This is a genomic window from Rathayibacter sp. AY2B9 (assembly GCF_002931595.1).
In the GTDB taxonomy this organism is placed as follows: domain Bacteria; phylum Actinomycetota; class Actinomycetes; order Actinomycetales; family Microbacteriaceae; genus Rathayibacter.
The window spans coordinates 42,408-64,236 of the sequence record NZ_PSUB01000010.1; the positions used below are offsets into that span (position 1 = coordinate 42,408).

Consider the following 21,829-nt stretch of genomic DNA (forward strand, 5'->3'; position numbering starts at 1 on the left):
TGCTACTCCTTCGTGGTGGCGCCGGCGATCCCGGCGTCGAGGGCGAGGCCGGAGATCCCGGCGTCGAGGGGGTCGTGGTCGAGGACGCTGTCGAGGGTGTGGCCCATGCGGTCGCGCTTGGTCTCGAGGTAGCCCTCGTTGAAGGCGCCGACTCCGACGACGAGCGGCACGCGCTCGGCGACGACGATGCCGCGGTCGGTGAGTTGGCGGACCTTCTCGGGGTTGTTGGTGAGCAGGCGCACCTCGGTGAGGCCGAGGTCCTCGAGGATCCCGACCGCCGCTCCGTAGTCCCGCGCGTCGGCGGGGAGCCCGAGGGCGAGGTTCGCGTCGAGGGTGTCGAGTCCGTCCTCCTGCAGGCGGTAAGCGCGCAGCTTGTTGATCAGGCCGATGCCCCGGCCCTCGTGCCCGCGGAGGTAGACGACGACGCCGCCGTCCCGCTGGATCGTGTCGAGGGCGGCGTCGAGCTGGGGTCCGCACTCGCACTTCAGCGAGCCGAACGCCTCGCCGGTCAGGCACTCGGAGTGCACGCGCACCAGTGCGGGCCGCCCCGCGGCGACCTCTCCCGCGAGGATCGCGACGTGATCCGCTCCGGTCTGCCGGTCGCGGTAGGCGCGGATGCGGAATGGGCCGTGGGTGGTCGGCACCGTGGTCTCGACCTCGAAGCTCACCCGCGCGCTCTCCGGGACCGCGACCGTGACGGGCACCTCCGCGTCGCAGTGGAACTCCTGCAGGTACGCGATGAGGGCCGCGACCGTGGTCACCGGCACGCCCTCGCGCTCGCCGAGAGCGATCAGCCTGGGCAGCCGCATCATCTCGCCGTCCTCGGCGACGATCTCGGAGATCGCGCCCACGGGGTACAGGCCGGCGAGCTTCATCAGGTCGACCGCCGCCTCCGTGTGCCCGTCGCGCTCGCGCACGCCGCCGTCGACGGCGCGCAGCGGCAGGATGTGGCCGGGGCGGTTCAGGCGGGACGGGGTCGCCTCGGGGTCGGCCAGCACGCGGAGGGTGTGCGCGCGGTCGGAGGCGCTGATGCCGGTGGAGAGCCGGTCGGCCGCGTCGACGGACAGCGTGTAGGCGGTGCCGCGCGGGTCCTCGTTCTCGACCACCATCAGCGGCAGGGCGAGACGGTCGGCGATCTCGTTGGTCATCGGCGCGCAGATGAACCCGGAGGAGTGGCGGACCATCCAGGCGATCGTCTCCTGGCTGGCGAGCTGGGCCGAGACGATGACGTCGCCCTCGTTCTCGCGGCCCTCGTCGTCCGCGACGATGATCGGGCGCCCGGCGCGCAGCGCCTCGACGGCCTCGGGGATGGTGGCGAGGCTCATGAGCGGGCCTCCGCGATCGCGCGCAGCGCGAGCATCCGCTCGACGTGGCGGGCCAGGACGTCGGTCTCGATGTTGACCTGATCGCCGATCGCGCGCGCGCCCAGAGTGGTGACGGCGAGCGTCTCGGGGATCAGCGAGACCTCGAACCACTGCTCCGGCTCGGCGGCGGGGCTGATCGCCGAGACGGTCAGCGAGACGCCGTCCACCGCGATCGAGCCCTTGTCGACGACGAGCGGAGCGATGCCGGTCGGCAGCGAGAACCGCAGCACCCGCCACGCCTCGCCCGGTGCGATGGCGAGCAGCGTCGCCGTGCCGTCGATGTGGCCCTGGACGATGTGGCCGCCGAGCCGGTCGCCGACCAGCGCGGCGCGCTCGAGGTTCACGGGGTCGCCGACCCCCACGGTGTCGAGGGTCGACATCCGCAGGGTCTGCGCCATGACGTCGGCGGTGAAGCCCTGGTCGGTGTGCTCGACCACGGTGAGGCAGACGCCCGAGACCGCGATCGAGTCGCCGTGCCGCACGCCCTCGACGGCGAGGGGCCCGCGGATGCTGAGGCGGATCGCGTCGGCGCCCGCCTCGACGGCGGTCACGACGCCCTTCTCCTCGATGATTCCGGTGAACATCAGTGGGTCTCCATCTGCAGGGCGTGGGGAAGGCGGGCCGGGGTGCCGGCACCGCCCGCGGGGAGGACGTCGGGGCGCGCGGTCACGAGGAGGTCGTCGCCGAGGATCTCGACCGAGCGGAGGGAGAGGCGCCGGGCCCCGCCGATGCTCTCCACGCCGAGGTCGCCGAGCGCGAGGCGGGGGCCGCCGAGGAGCGCGGGCGCGAGGAACACGAGGTACTCGTCGACCAGTCCGGCGGCGACGAGCGCGGAGGCGAGGGTCGGTCCGGCCTCGACGTAGACGCTGCGGATCTCGGCGGAGTAGAGGTGCGCGAGGACCGCGGCGAGGTCGCGGGTGCGCTCGACCACGACGGCGCGGGGGTGCTCGTGCAGGCGGGCGCCCGGCTGCACGGGGCGCGTGCCGACGACGACGGGCACCGGCTGGTGGGCGAGGAGCTCGCCTCCGTCGCCGCGGGCGGTGAGCGCGGGATCGTCGGCGAGGACGGTCCCGGTGCCGACGAGGATCGCGTCGTGCGCGGCACGCTGCTCGTGCACGCGCTGACGGGCCGCCGCTCCGGTGATCCAGCGGCTGCTGCCGTCCGCCGCCGCGGTGCGGCCGTCGAGGGTCGAGGCCCACTTGAGCGTGACGAAGGGGCGGTGCAGGCGGGTCGCGGTGAGCCACGGGTGGAGGAACTGCTCTCCCTCCTCGGCGAGCACGCCCTCGATCACCTCGACGCCGGCCTCGCGGAGGGTGCGACCGCCGCCGGCCGAGCGCTCGCCCGGGTCCGGCACGGCGTAGACGACGCGGGAGACGCCCGCCTCGATCAGGGCGCGGCTGCAGGGACCCGTGCGCCCGGTGTGGTCGCACGGCTCGAGCGAGACGACGGCCGTCGCGCCCTCGGCGGCGCCCGCCGCGACGTGCGACAGGGCGTCGACCTCGGCGTGCGCGGTGCCGGCTCCGTGGTGCCAGCCCTCGCCGAGGACGGTGCCGTCGGGCGCGAGGATCACGCAGCCCACGCGCGGGTTGGGTCCGCGGGCGGGCCCGCGCTCGGCGAGCGCCAGCGCCCGGCGCATCGCGTGCTCGTAGTCGATCGTCATTCCCGGTTCTTCCGTTCGTCGCCGAACTCCGGGGTCTCGATCGACGGTGCGCGGGCACCGTCGCTCAGCATCGCGCGGTGATGCGCGACGCTCGTGCTGCCTCTCCTCCGGACTTTCACCGTCGGTCCTGGAGTTCCACCAGGTCAACCGCCGCCCCTCTCGAGGGGCTGCGGCTCGCGGACTGTGACCGCCGGTTCGGAATTCCCACCGACCCCGGAGCACGTGCTGTCCGGTCAGCCTACCCACCCGCCGCCCGGCGGGAGCCTCCGCGCGTCACACTCCCGGCGCACGGTCGGCTGGCGCGGGGCGGGCGGCGCTCGGAAGCAGGGGCCGGGTCGCGCTCGTCGAGTCCCGCGCGGCGGAGGACGCCCGGCTCAGTGCCGGTGCTCGTCCACCCAGCGCGGGAAGGGGTCCGCGTACTCCGCCCAGGCGGCGGGGATGGCCAGCAGCTCCTCGGGGGTGAGCAGGCAGCTCTGCAGGACGGCGGTCAGCCTCCCGGTGTCCAGGCCCGTCCCGAAGAAGGCGAGCTCCTGGCCGAGAGGCGCGTCCTCGTCCCAGCTGAGCAGGCTGGTCGGGTCCAGCGTCAGCACGTCGCCGGCGACCGACCACGAGCCGACCCGGTCGGCGCGCGTCGCCAGGCGCACCAGGCCGCGGGAGCGGAGGATGCGGCCCACCTTCTCCGCCACCAGCTCCCCGTGGACCGCCGTGCTCAGGCGGCCGGGGTGGAAGGGCAGCGGATCGCGGAACACGAACTCCTCGACGGTCGTGCCCGAGGCGCGGCGCCGCGAGGTCCCGTTGAGGGCGCACTGCCAGCCCATCGAGGAGGCGATCGCGTGCGCGCGCCGGGGGTGGAGCCTCCGTGGCGCCGCCGGGAGCTCACCGGCGGGGAGGAGATCGGCGGTGGGGGCGAGTGCTCGCAGGAGGTCGCGGACGAGTGCGGTCCGCTCGGGGTCGCTCTCGGAGAGGGGCTCGGCGAGGGCGATGAGGCTCGAGAACTCCAGGCGGGCGGCGAGGCGCTCCGCCGAGTCGAAGGAGGGGCCCGCGCCGCCGCAGAGCACGCGCAGGATCTCCTCCGTCGACGTCACGGCGACCACGTCGAGGATCGCGATGCGGGTGTCGGCGGGATGCCGCTGCGCGCAGAGGTGCTCGAGCACGAGTCCGATCTCGAGCGGGTCGGCCCGGCCATCGAGGGCGACGACCGTGTGACCGCGGTGGCCGTCGTCGGCGTCGGCCGCGAGGCGCCGGTGGAGCTCCTCGGCGAGAGCGGGACCGTCGGCGCCGGGCGGATCGACCTCGAAGGCGATCCGGGACTCGGGCCTGCCGGCGAGGAGCGCGGCGGTCCGCCCGGCGTCCCGGGGGTCGGTCGCGCTGACGAGGGTGACGGCGAGGACGGGGGGTGCGGGGTGGTGGGGCTCCATGGACCGCTACTCTATCGATAACAGTTCTCATTAACGACAGGAGCATCCGTGAAGGTCCGCAACTCCCTCAGGTCGATGAAGGCGCAGCCCGGCTCGCAGGTGGTCCGCCGCCGGGGCCGCGTCTTCGTGATCAACAAGCTGAACCCGCGCTTCAAGGCCCGTCAGGGCTGAGCGCCGACGGGAGGGTGCGAGCCCTCCCGTCGCGCACGGCCTCAGTGCTCGTCGTAGTGGCCGGCGTGAGCGGCGTGCTTGTGGCCGTCGTGGACGAAGTCCACGTGGTCGTCGTGCTGCACGGTCTCGTGGCCGCAGGCGTCGCCGTGCTCGTGGTCGGCGGTCGAGTGCTCGGCCTCCGACTCGTGCTCGTCGTAGTGGTCGCCGTGCAGGGCGTGGTGGTGCGTGCCGTGGACGTAGTCGACGTGGTCCTCGTGCTGCACGGCCGGGTGGCCGCAGCCCTCGCCGTGCTCGTGCTCGGTGACGGGGTGCTCGGCGTGGAGATCGGTGGTGCTCATGGTGCTGCCTTTCCGGATGCGGGGGCCGCGGACGCGACGGGCTCCAGTCGACCAGATCCATAAACGCATTGCAATGGATGCGCCTAATCGAGAGCGATCATCGTTCCCGACAGGGACGGAGGTCACCCCTCCAGGGCGTGCCGGACAGCGTCGTCGACGATGTGCGTGACGTGGGTGTCGGCGACGGAGTAGTGCGCCTCGCGGCCCACGCGCTCGACCGCGACCAGCCCGGCGGTGCGGAGCATCCGCAGGTGCTGCGAGACCAGCGGCTGCGAGAGCCCGGTCACCTCGGCCAGCCGCCCGACCGTCGACGTCTCCTCGGCGAGGGCCCGGAGCAGGCGCAGCCGGGAGGAGGAGGACAGCACCTTGAAGAGCTCGGCGGCGGGTTCGAGGTCCTCGGTCATCTGCTCATGTAAGCAGAGGTGCATGCGCCGTGTCCGCGCGGCGCCCCGCGCGCCTCCGGCTACCCTCGGTGCGATGGACGAGGACAGGTACGGGCAGGACGTGCTCGCCGGCGACTGGCGCGCCCGCGGCAGGGTCGAGGTGGCGGTGGTCGAGGCCGAGCGCGATCTGGTGGTCGAGGAGGTCGCCTCCGGCTTCGTGGGTGCCGTGCTCGGCGTGGAGCTGCGGATGGTGCGGCTGGAGGACCGGTTCGGCAAGGTCCGCGTGTTCCCGCTGGGGCCCGGGTTCCTCCTCGAGGGGAAGCCCGTGTCGCTCAAGGCGCCCGGGCTGAAGCGCGACGCCGGCCTCGGTCGCGCGCGCTCCGCCTCCGGCTCCTTCCACGTCGCCGACGCGAAGGCGCGGGTCGCCCTGCCCAGCCGCATCTACGTCGAGGGTCGGCACGACGCCGAGCTGGTCGAGAAGGTCTGGGGCCACGACCTGCGGGTCGAGGGCGTCGTCGTCGAGTACATCGAGGGCGTCGACAACCTCGACGAGCTGGTGCGCGAGTTCCGGCCCGGTCCGGGGCGCCGCATCGGCGTGCTCGTCGACCACCTGGTGCGCGGCTCGAAGGAGTCGCGGATCGCCGAGCAGGTCGCCGCCGGTCCGCACGGCGCCCACGTCCTCGTCGTCGGCCACCCCTACATCGACGTCTGGCAGGCCGTGAAGCCCGGCCGGATCGGCCTGGAGCGCTGGCCCGAGATCCCTCGCGGAACCGAGTGGAAGCACGGGATCTGCGAGGCGCTCGGCTGGCCGCACGAGGAGCAGGCCGACATCGCGCGCGCCTGGCAGCGCATCCTCGGCCGGGTGCGCACCTTCCAGGACCTGGAGCCGGCGCTGCTGGGCCGGGTCGAGCAGCTCATCGACTTCGTGACGGAGCCCGCATGACCCGGCACGCGGGGCTCGGCTTCGCCCTCGACGCCGTGCTCGTCCTGGTCTTCGTGCTGATCGGCCGCGGGAGCCACGACGAGGGGTCGGCGCTGATCGGCCTGCTCACCACGCTCTGGCCGTTCCTGGCGGCGCTCCTGCTCGGCTGGGTCGTCACGCGCTCGTGGCGCTCCCCGGACCGGATCGTGCCCGCCGGGCTCGTCGTCTGGGCCGTGACCGTCGCGGGCGGGATGCTCCTGCGGATCGCCTCCGGGCAGGGCGTGCAGTGGAGCTTCGTGATCGTGACGGCCGTCGTGCTGGCCGTGTTCCTCCTCGGCCGCCGCGCTCTGACGCGGCTGATCGCCCGCCGGCGCTAGGCGGACCGGCGGCTCAGCCCACCCGCACCCCGAAGTGCTCCGCGAACAGCGGCAGCAGGAGGCTGAGCTGCAGCTCGGAGAGGGTGGCGCCGCGGAGGCCGTCCAGCCCGGTGAGCACGTGCAGCTCGGCGCCGCGCAGATCGAGGTGCTCGATCCGGGCCCGGGAGAGATCGAGGGAGCGGACGTCGCAGTCGACCAGGCGCAGCCGCGTGCCGGTCGCACCCGCCAGGTCGAGCTCGTCGATCGTGCAGCGCTCGAGCAGCACGTCGCGCACCGCGGCTCCGCGGAGGTTCAGGTAGCCGAGCTTGCAGTCGGCCACGCGCACCTGCTCCCAGGTGCTCTCGTAGAGCTCGGCCGAGCCCAGCCGCGAGGCGAGCAGCTCGACGGATCGGAGCCGGCTCCGCGGCGCCGAGAGCCCGGGGACGTCCAGCCGCTCGAGCCGCGACTCCGCGATCGACGCGGCCCGCAGCTGGGCGCCGTCCAGGACCACTCCCTCCAGCACGCACTCGCTGAAGGAGGCCGCGGTGAGATCGGCGCCGGTGAGGTCGGTGCCGGCGAAGCGCAGTCCTTCGGCGTGCTCCCGGGCGCCCGTGTCCCCGGCGTACCCCTCGGCGAGGCCGTCGAGGAGGAGGGGGTCGAGCCGGGGAGGAGCGGTCGCGTCGCGCACGCGGCGAGCCTAGTGCTGGCACCATGGCGGCATGCCCCGCCTGCTCGCCGTGTGCCGCGTCGCCCGCCTCCTGCCCGACTCCGGCACGGTCGGCGTGACCGCGATCGACAAGCGGCCGGTCGAGGGTCCCGTCGGAGTGCGCGACCTGGGCCTCTACGGCGACGTGCAGGCCGATCGCGCGCACCACGGCGGCCTCGACAAGGCGCTCTACGCCTACTCCGACGAGGACGCGCTCTGGTGGGCGGAGCGCCTGGGGCGGCCCGTTGCCGCGGGGATGTTCGGCGAGAACCTGCGGATCGCGGGCCTCGACGTGAGCGGAGCCGTGATCGGCGAGCGCTGGCGGATCGGCGAGGCGGTCGAGGTCGAGGTGACGATGCCGCGGACGCCGTGCGCGACGTTCCAGCGGGCCCTCGGAGAGCCTCAGTGGGTGAAGCGCTTCGCCGACGAGGGGCGCACCGGCGCGTACCTGCGGGTGCTGCACCGCGGATCGGTGGAGGCGGGCGACGCCGTCGAGATGCTGAGCCGGCCCGGGCACGGCGTCCCGGTCGACCGCTGGTACCGCGAGCACAGCCCGGCGGACGCGCAGGCGCTCCTCGAAGCGGAGGAGGCGGGTGCGCTCCGGCCGGCTCCGGCGCTGCGGGCGTCGATCGAGCGGGCGCTCGCCTGACCCGGTCTACTCCCCGCGCGCCTCGCGCTTGAGGCGGCGCTTGACCGCTCGCTCCGTGAGCACCGTCAGGTAGTCCTGCACGGGCCGGTCCTGCAGGTCCGCGAGCTCCTCGCGCACGAGCGGCGCGACCTGCTCCTCGGAGTGGTCGGGGAACTTCTTGCGCACGTTCGCGGTCACGTCGCGCACCACCTGGTCGAGATCGAAGTCGGTCGTCATGCGGAGATCCTGGCCCCTCCAGGTGAACAGGAGGGGCACGGAGCCCACGGCCCCGCGCCCCTCCTCCGTGCCGATGGTCAGCTCGCGGCGACGGCGATCTCGTTCGGCGTGACGTCGAGCTCGCCCGTGGCGACGACCTCTCCCGTGGTGAGGTCGACGGCGTGGATGCTGTCGGCGGCCGGGTCGGTCACGTAGGCGATGTCCCCGGCGACCGTGATCGCGGGGTGCGGGTCCTGCCACTCGACCGGGCTCTCCCAGGCGTCGACGACGGGGTAGGAGGCGGTCAGCTCGCCGGTCTCGGGGTCGAGGACGTGGATCGCGCCGTCCGAGGCAATCATGTACGCCAGGTCGTCGGGGCCGCGGGCGACGCCGCGGAAGGTGTACTCGACGCCCTCGGGCAGGTCGACGACGTCGAGGGTCTTCGCCTCGGTGTCGATCAGCGCCACGCGGTGCAGGAGGTAGCCCTCGGCGTCGCGGTCGTCCTTGTAGTCGCCGACGATGATCGGGCTGGTCTCGCTGACCCAGGCGTTGCCCATGCGGCCGTACGGCTGGTCCGGAGCCTCGAGCTTCGTGATCTCGCCGCCGTCGTAGACCAGGGCGCCGTTCTCGCAGCCGAAGACGACGACCTCGTTCTCGGCCGTGCCCTCTCCGTGGACTCCGGGGCACTGGTCGTTCGTGGCCGTCACGGCGCCGGAGGCGTCGCGCACCTCGATGCCGTTGCGCCCGTCGGCATCACCGACCGTGGTGAGGAAGGTGCCGTCCTCGAGGACGATCGAGACGCCGTGGTGCGCCTCGACTCCCGGGATGGTCTCGGTCTCGGGCATCCCGTCCGAGGACGCCAGGTCGGCGGTCTCGAGGACGGTCGTGTCGCTCGTGCCGTCGGCGTAGAGGACGGTCTTCCCGGCGTGCCGGACGACGTGGCCCGGGGTGTCCGCGGGGAAGACGATGTCCGTCAGCTCCGGCTCGCCGCCGGTGCCGGCGGCGGTGTCGAGGAGCTGGAACCCCTCGCTCATGGTGACCATGACGTGGCGGTCGTCGCCGGCGGGGTTGAGGCGGGTGAACTCCTCGGAGTCCATGTCCGCGACGGTCTCGAGGGTCTCGCCGTCGAGGACGAGGATGCCGCCCTCGTAGGCGACGGCGACGCGGGCGCCGGCGGCCGCCGCGGCCTCGGTGGCCGGTGCGGTGGACGCCGAGGACTCGGCGGCCGGGGTCGAGCTCGACGAGCAGGCCGCGAGGACCGTGATCGAGCAGGCGGCGATCAGGGCGAGGCCCGCCCGCCGGACGTGGGGATTCTGCATGGGTGCTTCTTCTTCCTGGTGGTGGATCGGAGGGCTCACGGGGAGAGCCCGGTGGCGATGCGCTGCGTGTTGACGCGCATCATGGCGAGGTAGTCGGGAGCGCCGCCCTCGGGCCCCGTCAGGGACTCCGTGAACAGCTCGACCACCTCCACGCGGATGTCGGCCTCGCTCGCGAGCGCCTGGACCAGGCGGTCGGGAGACGAGGACTCCGCGAAGATCGTGGGGACGCCGGTCTGCTCGACCGCGTCGACGAGATCGGCGAGGTCGGAGGCGGACGGCGCCGCGAGGGTCGTGCCTCCCGGGATGACGGCGCCGACGACGTCGAAGTCGAAGCGGTCGGCGAGGTACCCGAAGACGTGGTGGTTGGTGACGAGGGCGCGGCGCTCGGCGGGGATCGCGGCGAACGCCGCGGCCATCTCGGAGTCGAGCCGCTCGAGCTCGGCGCGGTAGCCGGCCGTCCGGTCCCGGACGGCGGCCGGATCGACGCCGTCGAGCGCGGCGAGCACGGGCCCGAGGGAGTCGACGACGTCGATCATCCGGCCGGGGTCCGTCCAGAAGTGCGAGTCCGGGCTCCCCTCCGCGTCGCCCTCGCTGTAGTCGAGGACGTCGACGGCGTCGCCGGCGACGAACGCGGGGACGTCCTCACCGGAGGCCTCGTCGAGGTGCTGCTGCAGGCCCTCCTCGAGTCCGAGCCCGTTCGAGACGACGAGGTCGGCGGAGCGCAGGCGCGCCGCCTCCTGCGCCGAGATCTCGAAGGAGTGCGGGTCGGCGTCGGGCTTCATCAGCGTGACGACCTGCGCCTCGTCGCCGACGAGCTCGCCCACGACGTCGCCGAGGATGTTGGTGGAGACGATGACGAGGGGCCTCTCGTCCTCCTCCGCGGACGTGCAGCCCGACAGGAGCAGGACCGCCGCGGCGGACGCGAGGGCCCAGCGGCGCCTCATCGGCCCGTCTCCGCCGTGAAGGCCGGCTCGGTGGCGGTCTCGAAGGTGCGGGCGAGGCGCGCGCCGTCCGCGTAGTCGATCTCGTGCAGCTTCCGCTCGGCGGGCGCGCTGAGGTAGGCCCGCTGCTGGTCGGCGATCAGGACGGGCCGCGAGCCGTCCGCGGTCGTGTCCGCGACGAGGGGCGCGGTCTCGGCGAGGACCGCACCGTCGGAGCCGTCGAGCACCAGCACGCGGCCGTCGGCGGCGAGGGCGAGGACGGTCTCGTCCGCGTCGTCCACCGCGGTGACCTGCGCCAGCGGGGCGGGAGAGGGGAGGAGGCTCCAGGAGCGCTCCCGGGTGTCGAGGAGCCAGATGCCCGCGTCCCCGGCGAGGCCGGCGACCGTGGGGCGGCCCTCGCGGTTGTCGAAGGAGGCGGCGGGTGGCGCGGTGGTGCCGGCGGGGTAGGGGATCCGCTCGACGATGAGCTCCTCGTCCTCGATCGACGCCAGGAGTGCGCCGTCGGAGCAGCCGATGACGGCGCCGACGCGGGTGGTGATCGTCCCGGCGGGGTCGGGGCAGGCCTCGCGGAGGCCCGTCGGCTCGCCGTCCGAGTCGTAGCCGGCGACGGCCGCTCCGGATCCGGACCCCTCGGTCACCAGTGCGGACGAGCCGACGGGCACGACCATCCCGGGTCCGGGCTCGACGTCCTTCCGGAACCGCTCGACGATCGCCCCCTTCGACAGCGCCTCGGTGTCGAGGAGGACCGCCTCGCCGGAGTCGGGGAAGAAGAGTCCGGTTCCGCCGGTGGTCGAGAGGTTCGTCGTGGCGACGACGGCCGTCCCGGAGCCCTCGACCGTGCCGATCAGGCGGGGGTCCGCGCGGTAGTAGTGGAAGTGGTCCACGTGGTCCCAGGTCCACACGCCGCTGTCGACGATCTCGACGCCCGCATCGGTCTGGGCGAAGAGGTAGCGGCCGTCGGTCGTCATCGCGCTCGGTGCGCCGATGGTGCCGAGGCCGGTGACCGTCTCGTCGAGGAGGTCGAGGTGCGACACGGCGCCCGACGGGTCGATCGACGTCAGCCCCAGGCGCGGCTCGGCGAGCTCGGCGGCGTTCGCGACGGCGCCGTGGCCGGAGCCCGTGTCGTCCGCGGCCGGCGCGGAGGCATCGGTCGAGCAGGCGGCCAGGCCCAGCGCGAGAGCGCCCAGGAGGACGGTGGAGGCGGTGGTTCGGGAGTGCACGGAGTCCTTTCGAGGGTGAGCGGGGGAGGAGCGGTGCCGGCAGGGCCTCATGCGGCGACCGGCTGAGGGCCCGACCGGGACGCGAGGGCCGACGCGGCCGAGCGGACCGCCCAGGACACCGCGGCGACCGCGATGGCCGTGCCGGCGACCGAGGCGCCCGCGGCCGTGGCCGCGTGCCAGGAGACGAGCAGGCCGACGAGCACGGAGGCCGCGCCGAGGATCGACGCGAGCAGCATCCGGGTCGGGATGCGGGTGGTCCAGTGACCGGCGGCCACCGCGGGAGCCAGCAGGAGCCCGACGACGAGGAGCGAGCCGACCGCCTGGTAGGAGGCGACGACGGCGAGGGTCACCAGGCCGACCAGCGCGCCCTGAGCCGAGCGCGGACCGAGGCCGAGCACCGCGGCGATGCGCGGATCCAGCGCCAGGGCGACGAGCGGGCGGTGGAAGGCCGCTGCGACGAGGAGGCCGACTCCGGCGGCGGCGGCGAGCAGCCCGATGTCGACGGGAGTGATCGCGAGGATGTCGCCGAAGAGGATCGAGGTCGCGTCCGTGGCGAAGCTGCCCGAGTGCGAGATCACGATGACCCCCAGCGCCAGCATGGCGACGAAGAGCAGGCCGATGCTGGTGTCGTAGGACAGTCGTCCGCGCCGCTGCAGGGCCGCGATGCCGAGGCTCATCAGCACCGCGCTGGCTGCGCCGCCCACGAGGACGGGCGCGCCGAGCACCGTCGCGAGGGCGACGCCGGGGAGCATCCCGTGGGCGAGCGCCTCGCCGAGGAAGGCCATCCCGCGGAGGACCACCCAGGTGCCGACGACGCCGCAGAGGACCGCGACGAGGACGCCGCCGAGGAGGGCGCGCTGGAGGAAGTCGAGAGCGAACGGCTCGAGGATTCCGGCGAGGAGGCTGGGCATGGTGCCCGACCGTACACGATAATGAGAACAGTTATCACTCCTGTACGCTCGTCGGGATGGACGTCTCCCTCCTGCCCGAGCCCCCGGTCCGCCTCCGAGGCGCTCACGTCGACTTCGGCTCCCGCCGCGCTCTCGCGGGGGTCGATCTCGACGTCGCCGCGCGCTCGCTCACCGTGATCGCCGGGCCGAACGGCGCCGGCAAGTCGACGCTCCTGGAGGTGATCGCGGGAGTGCGTCCACTGACGTCCGGCACGCGGGACGTCACCGGAGCGATCGCCTTCGTGCCGCAGCGGGCGTCGATCCCGGACCGCCTCCCGGTGACGGTGCGCGACGTGGTCGCGGTGGGCACCTGGGGCCGGCTCGGCCGCCTCCGCCGCAGCGACGCGCGCGCGGCGGACGCGATCGCCACCGCGCTCGAGCGGATGGAGATCGCCGCGCTCGCCCGGGAGCCCTTCGCGGTGCTCTCCGGCGGTCAGCGGCAGCGGGCGCTCCTCGCCCAGGGGCTCGCCCGCGGGGCCGGCCTGCTGCTCCTGGACGAGCCCACCACCGGCCTCGACTCGGCGAGTGCGGAGCGGATCCGGTCGGTCCTGCGTGCGGAGGCGGACCGCGGCGCGACCGTGGTCTGCGTCTCGCACGACCCCTCCGTGCTGGCCGATGCCGACCGCGTCGTCGGGCTCGTCGACGGCGCCCTCGCTAGGGCGGACCGATCCGTCACCCGCGGCCCGTGAGGCGGGGGCGCACGGGCCGTCCGTGACGGATCGCACCTGAGCGACGGGCCGCGGGCTGGGAGGATGGGGGGATGACCTCGACGCTGCTCGACCGGATGCCGACGCCCGACGCGGACGGGCGCGTCGACGACGACGCGGTCTACCTGGCCTTCACCGAGTGGGCGGAGTCGCGCGGCCTCCCGCTCTACCCGGCGCAGGACGAGTCCATGCTCGAGATCGCCTCCGGCTCCAACCTGATCCTCTCGACGCCCACCGGCACCGGGAAGTCGCTCGTCGCGATCGGCGCGCACGCCGCGGCGCTCGCCTCCGGACGCCGCAGCTTCTACACGGCGCCGATCAAGGCGCTCGTCTCCGAGAAGTTCTTCGCGCTGGTCGACGTCTTCGGCGCCTCCAACGTCGGGATGGTCACCGGCGACTCCTCGGTGAACGCCGACGCGCCGATCATCTGCTGCACGGCCGAGATCCTCGCGAACCTCGCGCTCCGGCACGGCGAGGACACCCCGGTCGACCAGGTCGTGATGGACGAGTTCCACTTCTACGCGGACCCGGCGCGCGGCTGGGCGTGGCAGGTGCCGCTGCTCACCCTCCCGCACGTGCAGTTCGTGCTGATGTCGGCCACCCTCGGCGACGTGACGGCGCTCGCCGCCGACCTCAGCCGCCGTACGGGCCGGGAGACCGCCCGGGTCACCGGCGTGGAGCGCCCGGTGCCGCTGCACTACTTCTACGAGATCGCGCCGATCCACGACTCCATCGAGGAGCTGCTCTCGACGAACCAGTCGCCGGTCTACGTCGTGCACTTCTCGCAGGCGGCCGCTCTCGAGCGTGCGCAGGCGCTCACCAGCGCGAACATCGCCACCCGCGAGCACCGCGACCGCATCGCCGAGGTGATCGGCGGCTTCCGCTTCACCACCGCGTTCGGCAAGACCCTCTCCCGGCTGCTCCGGCTGGGGATCGGCGTGCACCACGCGGGCATGCTGCCGAAGTACCGCCGCCTGGTCGAGCAGCTCGCCCAGCAGGGCATGCTGCGCGTGATCTGCGGCACGGACACCCTCGGCGTCGGCATCAACGTCCCGATCCGCACCGTGCTGCTCACCGCGCTGACCAAGTACGACGGCACCCGGACCCGCCAGCTCTCGGCCCGCGAGTTCCACCAGATCGCCGGCCGCGCCGGTCGCGCGGGGTACGACACCGCCGGGACCGTGGTCGTGCAGGCCCCCGAGCACGAGTCCGAGAACCGGAAGGCTCTCGACAAGATGGGCGACGACCCGAAGAAGCGGAGGAAGTGGGTCGCCAAGCGCGCGCCGCAGGGCTTCGTCAGCTGGGGCGAGCCGAGCTTCCGCAAGCTCGTCGACGCCGAGCCCGAGACGCTGACCTCGCACATGACGATCACGTCGGCGATGCTGCTGAACGTGATCGCCCGCGGCGGCGACGCCTACGCGAACGTGCACGCCCTGATCTTCGACAACCACGAGCCGTGGAAGCGGCAGCTGCAGCTCGCCCGCCGGGCGCTCGGCATCTACCGGACGCTGCGGGAGGCGGGCGTGGTCGAGCAGAGCGTCGGCGCCGACGGCGTGACCCGCATCCGCCTGACCGTCGACCTGCAGCCGAACTTCGCGCTCAACCAGCCGCTCTCGCCGTTCGCGCTGGCCGTGTTCGACGTTCTCGACCCGGAGTCGCCGAGCTTCGCGCTCGACGTGATCTCGGTGCTCGAGGCGACCCTCGACGACCCGCGCCCGATCCTGGGGGCCCAGCAGTTCCAGGCCCGCGGCGAGGCCGTCGCGGCGATGAAGGCCGACGGGATCGAGTACGAGGAGCGGATGGAGCTGCTCGAGTCCGTCACGCACCCCAAGCCGCTCGAGGAGCTCCTCGAGGCGACCTTCGAGACCTACACCGCGGCGCAGCCGTGGGTGAAGGACTTCGAGCTCTCGCCGAAGTCGGTCGTGCGCGACATGTACGAGCGGGCGATGTCCTTCGGCGAGTACACCGCGTTCTACAAGCTCTCCCGCTCGGAGGGACTGGTGCTGCGCTACCTGTCCGACGCGTTCCGCGCGGCCCGGCAGACCATCCCCGACGAGCTGAAGAACGAGGAGCTGCACGACCTGATCGAGTGGCTGGGCGAGCTCGTGCGCCAGGTCGACTCCTCGCTGGTCGACGAGTGGGAGGAGCTGGTCAATCCGGCGCTCCACGCGGCGGACCAGGCGATCGTGCCGCCCGCTCCGCGCCGCCTCACCGCGAACCACCGCGCCTTCCGCGTGCTGGTGCGCAACGAGATGTTCCGCCGGGTGACCCTCGCCGCCCTCGACGACCACGAGGCGCTCGGCGAGCTCGACGCCGCCGCCGGCTTCGACGCCGACGCGTGGGGCGCCGCGCTGGACGACTACTACGACGAGCACGACAGCATCGGCATCGGGCCCGACGCCCGGGGGCCGAAGATGCTGCTCGTCACGGAGGAGCCGACGCAGTGGCTCGTGCGGCAGATCCTCGACGATCCGGCCGGCGACCACGACTGGGGGATCTCGGCGACCGTCGACCTCGCCGAATCGGACGAGCAGGGTGCGGCCGTCGTCCGCGTCACCTCGGTCGGCCGCCTGGACTGATCAGCGGCCGCGCTTCTCCCGGCGCTGCATCTCGGCGGCGATGTCCGCCTCGGTGATCTCCTTGCGGGCGGGACCCCAGATCGACGCGGCCTGGCCGACGACGCCGATCCCGATCCCGATCATCGGCCAGATCGGCCAGAAGTAGCCGTCGGCCCCTGTGCCGACCCAGACGGCGGTCGTGATCGCCGAGACGCTCGCCCACCCGCCGACCGATCCCAGGAAGTCGCGGCGCCGCTTGACCTCGCGCACGGCGAGCGCGCGCTCGGCGTCCTCGACGCGGGCGGTCTCCACCTCCTCGCCGGAGGCGGCCGCCGGGACGACCTCCGCGGACCGGTCTCGCCGGGCGGACGGATCCGGAGTTCCCCACTCGTTCGTCATGCGGCCAGCCTACGCACGGGCCGTCGGCAGCGGTACGCGGGCTTCAGGCGGCGGTCGCCTGCTCCGGCTGGCAGTGCGGGCACCACCAGGTGCGGCGCTGCTCGGGGTCGTCGCGGACCTCGTCGCGGACGAGCACCGTCGTGCCGCAGCGCAGGCACGGGCGCCCGGCGCGCCCCGCGACCCAGTGCCGCTCGCCGCGGCGGGTGTCACCGGTGGTGGTCTGGAACATCCCCGGGATCGTGACGGAGGCGCGGAGGCCTCTCGCCGCGGTCGCCACGAGGGCGCGGACGTCGAGGGAGCCGATCGGCCGCCAGGGCCAGACCCCGCGGAGGAAGCAGACCTCGTTGGCCCAGAGGTTGCCGAGACCCGCGAGGCAGCGCTGGTCGAGGAGTGCGGCGACGACGGGCCGGTCCGGGAGGCGGGAGAGGCGCCGGACGGCCTCGTCGGCGTCCCAGTCCGCGCGGAGCGGGTCGGGCCCGAGGTGCCCGACGGCGCGCGGCTCGTCGCGGGTGGCGAGGAGCTCGACGACCGGGAGGTCGATGCCCCACACGGTCGAGTCGTCGTCGAGGCGGAGGCGGACGCGGACGTCCTTCTGCACCGAGCGGGGGACCGCTCGGCCGGGAGCGGTCACGGTCCAGGAGCCCTGCATCCGCAGGTGGGTGTGCAGGGTCGTTCCGCCGGAGAAGCGGGTGAGGAGGTGCTTGCCGTGGGTGTCGTGCTCGATGATCCTCAGCCCGGCGAGGGAGGTGCCGGCCGCGTCCCCGGAGCGCAGCTCGCCCTCGAGGACGGTGCGACCGTCCGCCGCCCGCCTGAGGCGGGCGGCGAGACGGTGCACACTGTCTCCCTCGGGCATCCCCGAACTCTAGGAGCCGGAGCTCGTCGAGGTCAGGGGTCGCGCGGGATCAGGCGCCGCGGTACGCCTGCTTGTAGACGCGCTCGGTGCCGTCGGGCGCGGTGACCTCGATGGTCGCCGTGCCGGCCTTGATGGGCTTGAAGACGGTCACGGTCTTGACCGTGAACGACTGGCCGGGCTTGACCGTCTTCTTCGTCTTGCTGCCGTACGCCGTCGTGATCTCGATCGAGACCGTCTCGTCGCCGTTGTTCACCGCCGACACCGTCAGCGTCCGCACGACGGCGAGGCGCTTGGTGGAGGCGGTGGTCGCGACGTCGATGACCGTGACGGGCTCGGGCTCCGGGTCCGTCTGGGTCTCGGGCAGGTCGAGGCCGACGACGACCGGGTCGTGGTCGCTGGAGCGGTACGCCGAGGTGTCGTAGAAGATCGTCGCGTTGTAGTCGTAGCGGCTGTACTCCAGTGCCACGGACTCGCCGCTGTTGATGTTCCAGGTGTCGACCCCGGTGACCGTCCTGTCGGCCGCGGGCGAGGCGAAGACGTGGTCCAGCGAGCCGACCGCGCCGTCGAACGAGTACGAGTACTTGCCGTCCTTCGCACCCTGGTCGATGTAGCCGGCGTCGGTGATCACCTTCACCGGGTCCTCCTTCGAGTAGGCGTTGAAGTCGCCCAGCAGGTAGACGAGCTCGGTGGCCTTCTCGGTGCGGAGGCGGTCGGCGAAGGCGACGAGGGCGGTCGCCTGCTTCACGCGCGAGGCGTTCGAGGCGCCCTGGCCGTCGCCCTGGTCGGCGTCGGCGCCGGATCCGGAGCCCTTCGACTTGAAGTGGTTCACGATCGCGACGAACTCGCTGGCGCTGTCGCCGAGGAGGCGGAACTCCTGGGCGAGGGGCTTGCGGGCGTTCGAGAAGTTCACCGTGTCGTTGAGCACGACGGACTCGCCGACCGGCTCGATGACGGCCTTCTTGTAGATGAAGGCGGTGCGGATGACGTCCTCGTCCGCGAGCGCGGGGAGCGCTGCGGGGGAGGGGACGTAGGCCCAGACCTCGGAGCCGGCCGCCGTGTTCAGCGCGGCGGTCAGGGTGTCGAGGGCCTCGTCGCGCGGCTTGCCGAACTTGGCCGAGTTCTCGATCTCCTCGAGCGAGACGACGCCCGCGCCGAGGGTGTTGATCGCGGTCACGATCTTGGCCTGCTGGCGCTCGAGGTCGTCGGCGTTCGCCGCTCCGCGGGCGTCGCAGCCGCTGTTGACCGTGACGGGGTCGCCGTCGCGGTCGGTGTAGAAGGTGCAGCCGGTGATCGAGTCGCCGGTGGTGGAGAAGTAGTTGAGCACGTTGAAGGACGCGATCGAGAGGTCGCCGCCGACGGCCTCGGGCTTCGCGGTCCGGGTGTTCGCGAAGGTCGCGGGCTGCACGTCGCCGGCGTTCTCGACGGTCAGCTGCGTGGTGGGCTGGAAGGCCCAGCCGCCGTTGCGGTAGTCGAGGACGACGGGGCGGGTGAAGGTCGCCGGAGCACCCACGCGGATCGGCGCGGTGGTGGTGAGGTAGGGCAGCGGGATCGCCTTGTTCGCGGCGGCGCCGAGGAAGTTGATCGAGGCGCCGTCGTCGAGGGTGATCGCGCGGGCGGCGTTGTCGGCGACGACGGCCGCGAGCTCCGGCGAGCCGGGGCGGGCGACCTCGGTCGGCGTGAGCAGCGGGGACGTGCCGGCGGCGAGGCCGACCGAGCCGAAGCTGTTCAGGTCGAAGGTGTCGGTGACCGTGTAGGCGCCCTGCGGAGCGATCAGCATGCTCTCGAGCACCTCGCGCTCGGCGGCGGTGCGGGGGAGCGCGACAGCGGCCGGGACCGGCGCTGCGGCGGCGCCGTCGAGCTTCACGACGGTCGCGGCCGAGGTCGGGGTGAGCTCGGTCAGGCCGTTGTACTCGCTCACCTCGCCGGTGATGCGCAGGTGGTCGCCGATCGCGACCGACCCGACGGAGGCGGAGGAGAAGACGAAGACGGCGTCGGAGGCCGTGCGCGAGCTCTCGCCGCCGGTGCCGGGGGTCTGGATGACGTAGCCGTTGTAGCCGCCGGACGGGTAGCGCGCGGTGACGACGCCGGAGGTGGTGACGGTGCTGCCGACGAGCGGCGACGCGTCGCCGGTGCCCTGGATCTCCGCGATGGAGACGGCCGGGATCTCGGCCGGAGGGGTCGTCGGGGGAGTGGTCGGCGGGGTCGTCGTCGGCGGCGTCGTGGGCTCGGGCTCGGATCCTCCGCCCGCGGCCTGCGGGGTCGGTGCGCCGAGCGCGAAGTCGGCCGAGTTGACGTCGGTGTCGCCGGTGGCGGTGTCCGCGCGGGCGATCGTCTGGGTGAGGGAGGGCACCGTGGCGACGGACGACTCGAAGGTGTTCGAGGTGCCGTAGCCCACGAGGTCGATCACCGCGTCCGGCTGGGCGGCGGCGCCCGTGGGCGGCGCCACGAGCGCCGAGGTCCCGTCGACGAGGAAGAGGGTGCCGCCCGCGGCGGCCATGTTGAGGCCGTTCGCGCTCTGGTCGGGCGTAGGCAGGGCCGCGCCGTTGGTGCCGTTGCTGGCGCCGGCGAGCAGGAAGTGGCCGCCGGCGGGCACCGAGCCGGTGAGCGGCACGGTCGTGGTGGGGTTCGCGGTGCCGGTCGCCGAGCGGTACTGGATCGAGAGGCCGCCGAGGGCGATCTCGGCGGCGGTGGGGTTGTAGAGCTCCACGTAGCGGTTGCTGAACGCGGCACCGGCGGAGCCTCCGCGGGCGAAGACCTCGCTGATGACGAGCTCGTCGCCCGAGGGCGCGGCCGCGGCGGAGGTCGCGACCAGCGGAGCGGCCGCCAGGGCCAGTCCGGTCAGGGCCGCCAGGCCGAGCCCGCGCCTCCGGCGGCGGTCGGGCGGGGTGGGAGAGTCGGGCATGGTGGTCCTCTCGATCGCCGCTCGGAAGAGCGGTCGCAGCGTCGTCGCCGCGGGGGCGGCCAGCGCACCCCCGGAAGGGGCACGCATGGTCACGCTATGCAGTGCGGGTGCCCGGCCTGTGAACCGGACGTTTCATGAACGTAAACTCATCCACCGACATCGGGGCGCGCGGGTGCCGCTCGCGGCGCGTTCGCGGCTTCGCGGGCCACACTCGTCGGATGATCTCCTTCGAGCTGGCCCGTGCCCTGCGCACGGCGGGCGTGCGCTGGACGCCCCGCACCGGTGACCGCTTCCGCATCGAGCGGGAGGGCTTCGACGGCGACGTCTTCACCGTCAGCGACATGACCATCGAGGCGCACGAGTACCCGAGCGGGACCGTCCTCGGCTTCAACGGCACCACGGAATGGGCGCTCGACTCCGTCTCCCTGGAGGACTCGCTCTGGCTGCCGCGGGAGGACCAGCTGCGCGAGCTCCTCCGCGGGACCTTCCGCTCCCTCCGTCGCCTCGCGGAGCCGGAGGCGGGGTTCGCCGTCGAGGTCGAGCTCGGCGGCCGGGCGCGGACCTTCGAGGACGCGGCGGCCGAGAACGCCTACGCGGAGGCGCTGCTCGCGCTGGTCAGCTCGGTCGCGGTCGACCTCGACGACGTGGACGAGCTGGACGCGGCCGACGAGCCCGACCGGGCGGCCGAGCGGGCCTGAGGCTCCGTCCGACCCCGACCCTCCGCATCCGGCGGGGCTAGGACGCCGCCTTCTCCGCCGCCGCAGTCTTCTTCGGGGTCCGCTTCTTCGCAGGCGCGTCGGCGCCCTTCTCCGGGTCGGCTCTCTTCGCCGCGGGCTTCTTCTTCGCGGCGGTCGTCGCCGGAGCCTTCGCCGCCTTCTTCGGGGCAGGCGTCGTCGCCGCCTTCTTCTCGGCGGGAGCCTCCTCCGCCGGCGCACCCTTCGCCCCGCGGCTGCGCTCGACCGAGCGCTTGAGCGCCTCCATCAGGTCGAGCACCTCGCCGCCGCCCTCCTCCTCCGGCGCCTCGCCGAAGGTCGCGGCGGTGTCGAGGGCGTCGCCCTGCTCGATCTTGGCGTCGATCAGCGTGCGCAGCTCCTCCTGGTACGCGTCGTGGAACTTCGCGGCGTCGAAGTCCTCGGAGTAGGAGTCGACCAGGTGCGCCGACATCTCGAGCTCGCGCGCCGCGATCCGGGTGCTGCCCTCCAGCGACGGGAACTCGACCTCCCGCACCTCGTCCGCCCAGAGCAGGGTCTGCAGCATCAGGAGCTTGCCGCGCACGCGCAGCGCGGCGAGGCGGGTCTTCTGCCGCAGCGCGAACTCGACGATCGCGGTGCGGTCCGTCTGCTCGAGGGTGCGGCGCAGCAGGACGTAGGCCTTGGGGGAGGAGGAGTCGGGCTCCAGGATGTAGGCGCGGTCGAACATGATCGGGTCGACCTGACCGCTGGGCACGAACTGCACGACGTCGATCTCACGGTCGCGCTCCTCCGGCAGCGCCTTGAGCTCGTCCTTGGACAGGACCACGGTGCGCTCGCCGTCGTCGTAGGCCTTGTCGATGTGGTCGAAGGTGACGACCTCGCCGCAGATCTCGCACTTGCGCTGATACCGGATCCGTCCGCCGTCCTTGTCGTGGACCTGATGCAGCGGGATGTCGTGGTCCTCGGTCGCGCTGTAGATCTTCACCGGCACGTTGACCAGGCCGAAGGTGATCGCGCCCTTCCAGATGGCTCGCATGCGCCCAGTGAACACCGTGTCCCCCGGCCGCCGGAAGCCCTGTCGGACGTGAGGGAGCCCCCGACCGTCGAAGGGACCCGCTGCAGCGGG

General features: G+C 73.2%; 23 protein-coding genes and 1 riboswitch. Of the genes, 7 read left to right on the top strand and 16 right to left on the bottom strand.

Going from position 1 to position 21,829, the window contains the following annotated elements; all coding sequences use genetic code 11:
- Positions 1 to 2 precede the first annotated feature (2 nt).
- The 4 genes from ribA to C5C25_RS10900 all read right to left on the bottom strand — a co-directional run bounded on the left by ribA (position 3) and on the right by C5C25_RS10900 (position 4,442).
- Positions 3 to 1,325 carry a GTP cyclohydrolase II gene (gene ribA, locus C5C25_RS10885; protein WP_104250610.1) on the bottom strand — a complete coding sequence of 441 codons (1,323 nt, stop codon included), beginning with the start codon at positions 1,323 to 1,325 and terminating at the stop codon, positions 3 to 5.
- Positions 1,322 to 1,948: a riboflavin synthase gene (locus C5C25_RS10890; protein ID WP_104250611.1), complete on the bottom strand. Its 627-nt coding sequence runs from the start codon at positions 1,946 to 1,948 to the stop codon at positions 1,322 to 1,324. The genes ribA and C5C25_RS10890 overlap by 4 nt, the downstream gene beginning before the upstream one ends.
- The gene (ribD, locus tag C5C25_RS10895; protein WP_258069395.1) at positions 1,948 to 3,024 is read right to left on the bottom strand and encodes a bifunctional diaminohydroxyphosphoribosylaminopyrimidine deaminase/5-amino-6-(5-phosphoribosylamino)uracil reductase RibD; all 1,077 of its coding nucleotides are present in this window, start codon (positions 3,022 to 3,024) and stop codon (positions 1,948 to 1,950) included. Before ribD ends, C5C25_RS10890 begins: the two co-directional genes overlap by 1 nt.
- Before the next feature lie 91 nt (positions 3,025 to 3,115).
- A riboswitch (FMN riboswitch) is annotated at positions 3,116 to 3,248 on the bottom strand.
- A gap of 150 nt (positions 3,249 to 3,398) precedes the next feature.
- On the bottom strand, positions 3,399 to 4,442 hold the full coding sequence (locus C5C25_RS10900) for a GTP-binding protein (RefSeq protein ID WP_104250612.1): 1,044 nt from the start codon (positions 4,440 to 4,442) through the stop codon (positions 3,399 to 3,401).
- A 48-nt stretch (positions 4,443 to 4,490) separates the two neighbouring features.
- Here C5C25_RS10900 and ykgO point away from each other — a divergent pair, with 48 nt between their 5' ends.
- Entirely contained in the window at positions 4,491 to 4,613 is a 123-nt protein-coding gene (gene ykgO / locus C5C25_RS10905; protein WP_104226896.1) for a type B 50S ribosomal protein L36, read from the top strand.
- A gap of 41 nt (positions 4,614 to 4,654) precedes the next feature.
- Here ykgO and C5C25_RS16855 read toward each other — a convergent pair whose 3' ends face one another.
- Both C5C25_RS16855 and C5C25_RS10915 read right to left on the bottom strand, forming a co-directional pair.
- The gene (locus C5C25_RS16855; protein ID WP_104222233.1) at positions 4,655 to 4,951 is read right to left on the bottom strand and encodes a hypothetical protein; all 297 of its coding nucleotides are present in this window, start codon (positions 4,949 to 4,951) and stop codon (positions 4,655 to 4,657) included.
- A gap of 122 nt (positions 4,952 to 5,073) precedes the next feature.
- Positions 5,074 to 5,355, bottom strand: coding sequence for a helix-turn-helix transcriptional regulator (locus tag C5C25_RS10915; RefSeq protein WP_104222235.1), 282 nt, complete (start codon positions 5,353 to 5,355; stop codon positions 5,074 to 5,076).
- Between the two features lie 73 nt (positions 5,356 to 5,428).
- On the opposite strand from C5C25_RS10915, the gene C5C25_RS10920 reads away from it, so the two are divergent.
- Both C5C25_RS10920 and C5C25_RS10925 read left to right on the top strand, forming a co-directional pair.
- A complete protein-coding gene (locus tag C5C25_RS10920) occupies positions 5,429 to 6,277 on the top strand; it encodes a DUF3097 domain-containing protein (RefSeq protein ID WP_104226898.1) in 849 nt (282 codons plus the stop codon).
- Positions 6,274 to 6,633 carry a DUF3054 domain-containing protein gene (locus C5C25_RS10925; RefSeq protein ID WP_104250613.1) on the top strand — a complete coding sequence of 120 codons (360 nt, stop codon included), beginning with the start codon at positions 6,274 to 6,276 and terminating at the stop codon, positions 6,631 to 6,633. The genes C5C25_RS10920 and C5C25_RS10925 overlap by 4 nt, the downstream gene beginning before the upstream one ends.
- 13 nt (positions 6,634 to 6,646) lie before the next feature.
- Here the strand turns inward: C5C25_RS10925 and C5C25_RS10930 are convergent, their stop codons facing one another.
- Entirely contained in the window at positions 6,647 to 7,300 is a 654-nt protein-coding gene (locus C5C25_RS10930) for a pentapeptide repeat-containing protein (RefSeq protein ID WP_104233714.1), read from the bottom strand.
- 31 nt (positions 7,301 to 7,331) lie between these two features.
- Here C5C25_RS10930 and C5C25_RS10935 point away from each other — a divergent pair, with 31 nt between their 5' ends.
- Positions 7,332 to 7,967 carry an MOSC domain-containing protein gene (locus C5C25_RS10935; RefSeq protein WP_104250614.1) on the top strand — a complete coding sequence of 212 codons (636 nt, stop codon included), beginning with the start codon at positions 7,332 to 7,334 and terminating at the stop codon, positions 7,965 to 7,967.
- Between the two features lie 6 nt (positions 7,968 to 7,973).
- Here C5C25_RS10935 and C5C25_RS10940 read toward each other — a convergent pair whose 3' ends face one another.
- From C5C25_RS10940 to aztB, 5 genes are all read right to left on the bottom strand, one after another.
- Positions 7,974 to 8,183, bottom strand: coding sequence for a three-helix bundle dimerization domain-containing protein (locus C5C25_RS10940; RefSeq protein WP_104262881.1), 210 nt, complete (start codon positions 8,181 to 8,183; stop codon positions 7,974 to 7,976).
- A gap of 77 nt (positions 8,184 to 8,260) precedes the next feature.
- Positions 8,261 to 9,481 (bottom strand): zinc metallochaperone AztD, encoded by a 1,221-nt coding sequence (gene aztD / locus C5C25_RS10945; RefSeq protein ID WP_104250616.1) that lies wholly within the window; start codon positions 9,479 to 9,481, stop codon positions 8,261 to 8,263.
- 35 nt (positions 9,482 to 9,516) lie between these two features.
- Positions 9,517 to 10,425: a zinc ABC transporter substrate-binding protein AztC gene (gene aztC, locus C5C25_RS10950; protein ID WP_104250617.1), complete on the bottom strand. Its 909-nt coding sequence runs from the start codon at positions 10,423 to 10,425 to the stop codon at positions 9,517 to 9,519.
- Positions 10,422 to 11,642 carry an ABC transporter gene (locus tag C5C25_RS10955; RefSeq protein WP_104250618.1) on the bottom strand — a complete coding sequence of 407 codons (1,221 nt, stop codon included), beginning with the start codon at positions 11,640 to 11,642 and terminating at the stop codon, positions 10,422 to 10,424. The genes aztC and C5C25_RS10955 overlap by 4 nt, the downstream gene beginning before the upstream one ends.
- 47 nt (positions 11,643 to 11,689) lie before the next feature.
- Positions 11,690 to 12,553, bottom strand: coding sequence for a zinc ABC transporter permease AztB (aztB, locus tag C5C25_RS10960; RefSeq protein WP_104250619.1), 864 nt, complete (start codon positions 12,551 to 12,553; stop codon positions 11,690 to 11,692).
- A gap of 56 nt (positions 12,554 to 12,609) precedes the next feature.
- Between aztB and aztA the strand changes: the two genes are divergently transcribed.
- Together aztA and C5C25_RS10970 are read left to right on the top strand one after the other, a co-directional pair.
- Positions 12,610 to 13,281 carry a zinc ABC transporter ATP-binding protein AztA gene (aztA, locus tag C5C25_RS10965; RefSeq protein WP_104250620.1) on the top strand — a complete coding sequence of 224 codons (672 nt, stop codon included), beginning with the start codon at positions 12,610 to 12,612 and terminating at the stop codon, positions 13,279 to 13,281.
- A gap of 71 nt (positions 13,282 to 13,352) precedes the next feature.
- On the top strand, positions 13,353 to 15,878 hold the full coding sequence (locus C5C25_RS10970) for an RNA helicase (RefSeq protein ID WP_104250621.1): 2,526 nt from the start codon (positions 13,353 to 13,355) through the stop codon (positions 15,876 to 15,878).
- Here C5C25_RS10970 and C5C25_RS10975 read toward each other — a convergent pair whose 3' ends face one another.
- The 3 genes from C5C25_RS10975 to C5C25_RS10985 are packed head-to-tail and all read right to left on the bottom strand — an operon-like array spanning position 15,879 to position 20,011.
- On the bottom strand, positions 15,879 to 16,256 hold the full coding sequence (locus C5C25_RS10975; RefSeq protein ID WP_104222259.1) for a 2TM domain-containing protein: 378 nt from the start codon (positions 16,254 to 16,256) through the stop codon (positions 15,879 to 15,881).
- 43 nt (positions 16,257 to 16,299) lie between these two features.
- Complete coding sequence (locus C5C25_RS10980; protein ID WP_104250622.1) at positions 16,300 to 17,109, bottom strand: DNA-formamidopyrimidine glycosylase family protein; 810 nt, start codon at positions 17,107 to 17,109, stop codon at positions 16,300 to 16,302.
- A gap of 49 nt (positions 17,110 to 17,158) precedes the next feature.
- Entirely contained in the window at positions 17,159 to 20,011 is a 2,853-nt protein-coding gene (locus C5C25_RS10985; protein ID WP_104250623.1) for an ExeM/NucH family extracellular endonuclease, read from the bottom strand.
- A gap of 218 nt (positions 20,012 to 20,229) precedes the next feature.
- On the opposite strand from C5C25_RS10985, the gene C5C25_RS10990 reads away from it, so the two are divergent.
- Complete coding sequence (locus C5C25_RS10990; RefSeq protein WP_258061303.1) at positions 20,230 to 20,709, top strand: pilus assembly protein CpaE; 480 nt, start codon at positions 20,230 to 20,232, stop codon at positions 20,707 to 20,709.
- 37 nt (positions 20,710 to 20,746) lie between these two features.
- Here the strand turns inward: C5C25_RS10990 and C5C25_RS10995 are convergent, their stop codons facing one another.
- Complete coding sequence (locus C5C25_RS10995; protein WP_104250624.1) at positions 20,747 to 21,739, bottom strand: Ku protein; 993 nt, start codon at positions 21,737 to 21,739, stop codon at positions 20,747 to 20,749.
- Between the last annotated feature and the right edge of the window lie 90 nt (positions 21,740 to 21,829).